This window comes from Streptomyces sp. NPDC040622, from assembly GCF_055593965.1.
The window spans coordinates 42,169-48,962 of record NZ_JBVIXD010000020.1; the positions used below are offsets into that span (position 1 = coordinate 42,169).

6 protein-coding genes are annotated in these 6,794 nt (G+C 71.3%); all 6 read left to right on the forward strand.

Translation table 11 applies throughout. The annotated features are described in order from the left end of the window. The 6 genes from nusA (at position 1) to truB (ending at position 6,596) form a co-directional block, all read left to right on the forward strand. Positions 1-990, forward strand: coding sequence for a transcription termination factor NusA (gene nusA / locus ACZ592_RS37230; RefSeq protein ID WP_471586175.1), 990 nt, complete (start codon positions 1-3; stop codon positions 988-990). A gap of 133 nt (positions 991-1,123) precedes the next feature. Further along, the gene (locus ACZ592_RS37235) at positions 1,124-1,414 is read left to right on the forward strand and encodes a YlxR family protein (RefSeq protein ID WP_471586176.1); all 291 of its coding nucleotides are present in this window, start codon (positions 1,124-1,126) and stop codon (positions 1,412-1,414) included. Between the two features lie 146 nt (positions 1,415-1,560). Continuing rightward, the gene (infB, locus tag ACZ592_RS37240) at positions 1,561-4,710 is read left to right on the forward strand and encodes a translation initiation factor IF-2 (RefSeq protein ID WP_471586177.1); all 3,150 of its coding nucleotides are present in this window, start codon (positions 1,561-1,563) and stop codon (positions 4,708-4,710) included. 162 nt (positions 4,711-4,872) lie between these two features. Next, positions 4,873-5,166, forward strand: a complete 294-nt coding sequence (locus ACZ592_RS37245; RefSeq protein ID WP_471586178.1) for a DUF503 domain-containing protein — start codon at positions 4,873-4,875, stop codon at positions 5,164-5,166. Between the two features lie 48 nt (positions 5,167-5,214). Next, on the forward strand, positions 5,215-5,691 hold the full coding sequence (rbfA, locus tag ACZ592_RS37250) for a 30S ribosome-binding factor RbfA (protein ID WP_471586179.1): 477 nt from the start codon (positions 5,215-5,217) through the stop codon (positions 5,689-5,691). Beyond that, the gene (truB, locus tag ACZ592_RS37255) at positions 5,688-6,596 is read left to right on the forward strand and encodes a tRNA pseudouridine(55) synthase TruB (RefSeq protein ID WP_471586180.1); all 909 of its coding nucleotides are present in this window, start codon (positions 5,688-5,690) and stop codon (positions 6,594-6,596) included. The genes rbfA and truB overlap by 4 nt, the downstream gene beginning before the upstream one ends. Positions 6,597-6,794: the final 198 nt, after the last annotated feature.

The window sequence follows — 6,794 nt, forward strand, 5'->3', positions numbered from 1 at the left end:
GTGGACATCGACATGAGTGCCCTGCGGGGTCTGGTGCGGGAGAAGGAGATCTCCTTCGACCTCCTCGTCGAGGCGATCGAGTCGGCCCTCCTCATCGCCTACCACCGCACCGACGGCAGCTTTCGCCGCGCCCGCGTGAAGCTCGACCGCGACAGCGGTCACGTGACGGTGTGGGCGACGGAGGACCCGGCGGACCTCGAAGAGGGCCAGGAGGCCAAGGAGTTCGACGACACCCCCTCCGACTTCGGCCGCATCGCCGCGACGACGGCGAAGCAGGTCATCCTGCAGCGCCTGCGCGACGCCGAGGACGACGTGACGCTCGGCGAGTACGCCGGGCGCGAGGGCGACATCGTCACCGGCGTGGTCCAGCAGGGCCGCGACCCGAAGAACGTGCTGGTCGACATCGGCAAGCTGGAGGCCATCCTGCCGGTGCAGGAGCAGGTCCCCGGCGAGGAGTACCCGCACGGGCTGCGCCTTCGTTCGTACGTGGTCCGGGTCGCGAAGGGCGTCCGCGGCCCGTCCGTGACGCTGTCGCGCACCCACCCGAACCTGGTGAAGAAGCTCTTCGCGCTGGAGGTCCCGGAGATCGCCGACGGTTCCGTCGAGATCTCGGCCATCGCCCGCGAGGCCGGCCACCGCACCAAGATCGCGGTCCGCTCGACGCGCTCGGGGCTCAACGCCAAGGGCGCCTGCATCGGCCCCATGGGCAGCCGCGTGCGCAACGTGATGGGCGAGCTCAACGGTGAGAAGATCGACATCGTCGACTGGTCGGACGACCCGGCCGAGATGGTCGCCCACGCGCTCTCCCCGGCCCGCGTCAGCAAGGTCGAGATCGTCGACCTCGGCGCGCGCTCGGCCCGGGTGACCGTGCCGGACTACCAGCTGTCGCTCGCCATCGGCAAGGAGGGGCAGAACGCCCGCCTGGCCGCCCGCCTCACGGGCTGGCGCATCGACATCAGGCCCGACACCGAGCAGCCCGCCGACCAGTAGCGGACCTGCGGCGCGGCCGTCCGGGGGAATAAATTCCGGGCGGCCACCGCTGGGATCACGACAGTATGTGACGAGTAGCCGTTCGATTGTTGCCCCAAAGGGGTGAGGTCGGTGCGGGGAGGTAGACTTAAGCGTGTCTGGCCGGACGCATGCCCGCGCATGCCCTGAGCGCACCTGTGTGGGGTGCCGGGAGCGAGCGGCCAAGAGTGATCTGCTGCGCATCGTGGCGAAAGAGGACGCCTGCGTCCCCGATCCAAGCGGTACGCTGCCCGGCCGGGGTGCGTATGTACATCCCGCCCTGGCCTGTCTGGACCTGGCGGTCCGCCGCCGGGCGTTCCCGCGGGCCTTCCGAGCCCGGGGACCGCTCGACACAGAGGCGGTGCGCCGAGCCGTCGAGGCGGTTGACCAGCCGGCAGCAACGTAAGACGTGGTCGCACGGAACCCCGTGCGGCCTTGGTATTCCGCGAGTTGGAAGTAGGTCGAGATTGCGATGAGCACTCGATGAGCACGCGATGAGTACGCCCATGAAGTAGCGACGGTCCGGCGTAACCCGGACCTAAAAGGAGCGAAGTGGCTAAGGTCCGGGTATACGAACTCGCCAAGGAGTTCGGAGTAGAGAGCAAGGTCGTCATGGCCAAGCTCCAAGATCTCGGTGAATTCGTACGTTCGGCGTCCTCGACGATCGAGGCGCCGGTGGTACGCAAACTGACTGACGCATTCCAGCAGGGCGGCGGCAACGGCAAGTCCGCCGCCAAGCCCGGCGCGCCGCGCAAGCAGGCCGCCCCCAAGCCGGCGACCCCCGCGGCGCCGGCATCCCCCGCGCAGGCCGCCCGTCCGGGTCCGGCCGCGCCCAAGCCGCCGGCGCCCAAGCCCGCCGCGGCCGAGAAGCCCGCTGCTTCGCCGGCGACCCCGGGCCCGCGCCCGACGCCCGGCCCGAAGCCGCCGGCCCCCAAGCCCGCGCCGGCCTCGCCGGCTCCCGCGGCCCCGGAGTTCACCGCTCCGCCCGCCGCGCCGGCCGCTCCGGCAGCCCCCGCGGCCCCGCAGGCCCCCCGTCCGGGCGCTCGCCCGGGTGCCCCGAAGCCCGGTGGCCGTCCGGCCCCCGGCCAGGGTCAGGGTCAGGGCCAGGGCCAGGGTGGTCAGGGTCAGAACCGTGGCGACCGCGGTGACCGCGGCGACCGTCAGGGTGCTCCGCGCCCCGGCGGCCAGGGTGGTGCCCCGCGTCCCGGCGGTGCCCGTCCCGCGGGTCCGCGTCCGGGCAACAACCCCTTCACCTCCGGTGGTTCCACCGGCATGGCGCGCCCGCAGGCGCCCCGTCCCGGCGGTGCCCCGCGTCCCGGCGGCGGCCCCGGTGGCCCCGGCGGCGCTCCGCGCCCGCAGGGCGGCCAGGGCGGCCCCGGTGGCGCTCCCCGTCCGCAGGGTCAGGGCGGCGCCCGTCCGAGCCCCGGCGGCATGCCCCGCCCGCAGGGCGGCGCTCCGCGTCCCGGCGGCGGTCCCGCCGGTAACCGTCCGAACCCGGGCATGATGCCGCAGCGTCCCGCCGCGGGCCCGCGTCCCGGCGGTGGCCCCGGTGGTGGCCGTGGTCCCGGCGGCGGCGGTCGTCCGGGTGGCGGCGGCGGTGGCGGTCGTCCCGGTGGCGGCGGCTTCGCGGGTCGTCCCGGCGGCGGTGGCGGCGGCTTCGCCGGTCGTCCCGGCGGTCCGGGTGGCGGCGGTGCCGGTCGTCCCGGTGGTGGCGGCGGCTTCGGCGGTCGTCCCGGCTTCGGCGGTCGTCCCGGTGGTCCCGGTGCCCGCGGTGGCACGCAGGGTGCGTTCGGCCGTCCCGGCGGGCCCGCCCGTCGCGGTCGCAAGTCGAAGCGGCAGAGGCGCCAGGAGTACGAGGCCATGCAGGCCCCGTCGGTCGGCGGCGTCATGCTGCCTCGCGGCAACGGACAGATCGTCCGCCTGTCGCGCGGTGCCTCGCTGACGGACTTCGCGGAGAAGATCAACGCGAACCCGGCCTCGCTCGTCGGCGTGATGATGAACCTCGGCGAGATGGTCACCGCCACGCAGTCCGTCTCCGACGAGACGCTGAAGCTCCTCGCGGACGAGATGAACTTCGTCCTGGAGATCGTCAGCCCGGAGGAGGAGGACCGCGAGCTCCTGGAGTCGTTCTCCATCGAGTTCGGCGAGGACGAGGGCGGCGAGGAGATGCTCGTCTCCCGTCCGCCGGTCGTGACCGTCATGGGTCACGTCGACCACGGTAAGACCCGACTTCTGGACGCGATCCGCAAGACGAACGTCGTCGCGGGCGAGGCCGGCGGTATTACGCAGCACATCGGTGCGTACCAGGTCGCCACCGAGGTCAACGGTGAAGAGCGCGCCATCACCTTCATCGACACCCCCGGTCACGAGGCGTTCACCGCCATGCGTGCCCGTGGTGCGAAGTCCACCGACATCGCGATCCTCGTGGTCGCGGCCAACGACGGTGTGATGCCGCAGACGATCGAGGCGCTGAACCACGCCAAGGCGGCCGAGGTGCCGATCGTGGTCGCGGTCAACAAGATCGACGTCGAGGGTGCCGACCCGGCCAAGGTGCGCGGTCAGCTCACCGAGTTCGGTCTGGTGGCCGAGGAGTACGGCGGCGACACGATGTTCGTCGACATCTCCGCGCGCAAGGGCGAGAACATCGAGCAGCTGCTCGAGGCCGTGGTCCTGACCGCGGACGCCTCGCTCGACCTGCGGGCCAACCCGGAGCAGGACGCACAGGGCATCGCGATCGAGGCCCACCTCGACAAGGGCCGCGGCGCCGTCGCGACCGTCCTCGTCCAGCGCGGTACCCTCCGCGTCGGCGACACGATGGTCGCCGGTGACGCGTACGGCCGAGTCCGCGCGATGCTCGACGACAAGGGCGAGAACGTGGAGGAGGCGACCCCGTCGACTCCGGTCCTCGTGCTCGGTCTCACCAACGTCCCGGGCGCCGGCGACAACTTCCTGGTCGTCGACGAGGACCGTACGGCCCGTCAGATCGCCGAGAAGCGTGCCGCCCGTGAGCGCAACGCCGCGTTCGCCAAGCGCACCCGCCGGGTGTCCCTCGAGGACCTCGACCAGGTGCTCAAGGCCGGTCTGGTCCAGGACCTCAACATCATCATCAAGGGTGACGCGTCCGGTTCCGTCGAGGCCCTGGAGAGCTCGCTGCTCCAGCTCGACGTGGGCGAAGAGGTGGACATCCGCGTCCTGCACCGCGGTGTGGGTGCGGTCACCGAGTCCGACATCGACCTGGCGATGGGCTCCGACGCCATCGTCATCGGCTTCAACGTCCGTGCGGCCGGCCGTGCCGCGCAGATGGCGGAGCGCGAGGGCGTCGACGTCCGCTACTACTCGGTGATCTACCAGGCCATCGAGGAGATCGAGGCGGCCCTCAAGGGCATGCTCAAGCCGGAGTACGAGGAGGTCGAGCTCGGCACCGCGGAGATCCGCGAGGTCTTCCGCTCGTCCAAGCTCGGCAACATCGCGGGTGTCCTCATCCGTTCCGGTGAGGTCAAGCGCAACACCAAGGCCCGTCTGCTGCGCGATGGCAAGGTCATCGCGGAGAGCCTCAACATCGTGGGCCTGCGCCGCTTCAAGGACGACGTCACCGAGATCCGCGAAGGCTTCGAGGGCGGTATCAACCTCGGAAACTTCAACGACATCAAGATCGACGACGTCATCGCGACGTACGAGATGCGCGAGAAGCCGCGCGGCTGATCGACTGCTCACACAGCAGTCCGATCCGCGTGGTCAGTGTCGGGGCCGGTCGACGGGGAAAATCCCGTCGATCGGCCCCGGCCGTTCCGTGTACGGTTCTGATGTCCCTGCCAAGCGGTTGGCGGGGCCTCGATCCCGTACCGGCGGGACATCCGGACACACATGTATGTGGGGACTCTGTCCTTCGATCTGCTCCTCGGCGACGTACATTCGCTGAAGGAGAAACGCTCCGTCGTCCGCCCGATCGTCGCCGAGCTCCAGCGCAAGTACGGAGTGAGCGCGGCGGAAGTGGGCGGTCAGAACCTGCACCGGAGGGCCGAGATCGGCCTCGCGTCGGTGTCCGGGGACGCGGGCCATCTCACGGACGTACTGGACCGGTGCGAGCGCCTCGTCGCCGCCCGGCCCGAAGTGGAGCTGCTGTCGGTCCGGCGGCGGCTGCACGGCGACGATGATTGAACAGCAAGACAAGCCCAGGGAATGCCCGGGGATAAGGGAGACGGAGCAGTGGCCGACAACGCGCGGGCGAAAAGGCTGGCGGACCTCATTCGAGAGGTGGTTGCTCAGAAGCTGCAGCGCGGGATCAAGGACCCGCGGCTCGGCACGCACGTGACGATCACGGACACCCGGGTGACCGGTGACCTGCGGGAGGCCACGGTCTTCTACACGGTCTACGGCGACGACGAGGACCGCGCGGCAGCGGCCGCGGGCCTGGAGAGCGCCAAGGGCGTGCTCCGGTCGGCGGTCGGGCAGGCCGCGGGCGTGAAGTTCACGCCGTCCCTCGCCTTCGTCGCCGACGCCCTGCCGGACAACGCGCGGGCCATCGAGGACCTGCTCGACAAGGCACGGTCGTCGGACGCCAAGGTGCGGGAGGTCTCCGCGGGTGCCGAGTTCGCGGGCGACGCGGACCCGTACAAGAAGCCCGAGGACGACGCCGACGGCACAGACACCACGGACGAGACGGACGGCGACGCCCGCGCATGAGCAAGAGCAGCACCACAACGCCGGACGGCCTTGTCATCGTCGACAAGCCGTCCGGCTTCACTTCGCACGACGTGGTGGCCAAGATGCGCGGGATCGCCAAGACCCGCCGCGTCGGGCACGCCGGCACCCTCGACCCCATGGCGACGGGTGTCCTCGTGCTCGGGGTCGAGCGCGCCACCAAGCTCCTCGGCCACCTGGCGCTGACCGAGAAGGAGTACCTGGGCACCATCCGCCTCGGGCAGAACACGATCACCGATGACGCCGAGGGCGAGATCACCTCGTCCGCCGACGCCTCGGGGATCCGCCGCGAGGCCGTCGACGCGGGCATCGCCAAGCTGTCCGGCGACATCATGCAGGTGCCGTCGAAGGTCAGCGCCATCAAGATCGACGGCAAGCGTTCCTACGCGCGTGCCCGCAAGGGCGAGGACTTCGAGATCCCGGCCCGGCCCGTGAAGATCTCCGCGTTCACGGTGTACGACGTCCGCGACGCCGTCGCCGAGGACGGCACGCCCGTCCTCGACCTGGTCGTCTCGGTCGTCTGCTCCTCGGGGACGTACATCAGGGCGATCGCCCGCGACCTCGGCGCCGACCTCGGCGTCGGCGGTCACCTGACCGCGCTGCGGCGCACCCGCGTCGGCCCGTACAAGCTGGACTCGGCCAAGACCCTCGACCAGCTCCAGGAGGAGCTGACCGTGATGCCGGTGGCCGAGGCCGCGGGCCGGGCCTTCCCGCGCTGGGACGTGGACGAGAAGCGCGGCCGGCTGCTGCTCAACGGCGTTCGGATCGACATGCCCGAGGAGTACGCGGGTGCGGGCGCCGTCGCCGTCTTCGACCCGGAGGGCCGCTTCCTGGTCCTCGCGGAGGAGTCGCGGGGCAAGGCCAAGAGCCTCGCCGTCTTCGCGTGACCCCGTGCGCTGCGTGACCCCGTGTGCCGCGGGATCCCGTGTGCCGCGGAATCCCTTGGGACGCGCGAGCCCGTAAGACGTTGTGGAGGGGGGGGAACAAAGCCCCCCCCCCCCCCCCCCCCCCCCCCCCCCGCCCTCCCCCCCCCCCCCCCCCCCCCCCCCCCCCCCCAAAAGCCCCAAAGCGAAAAAAGGGGCAGA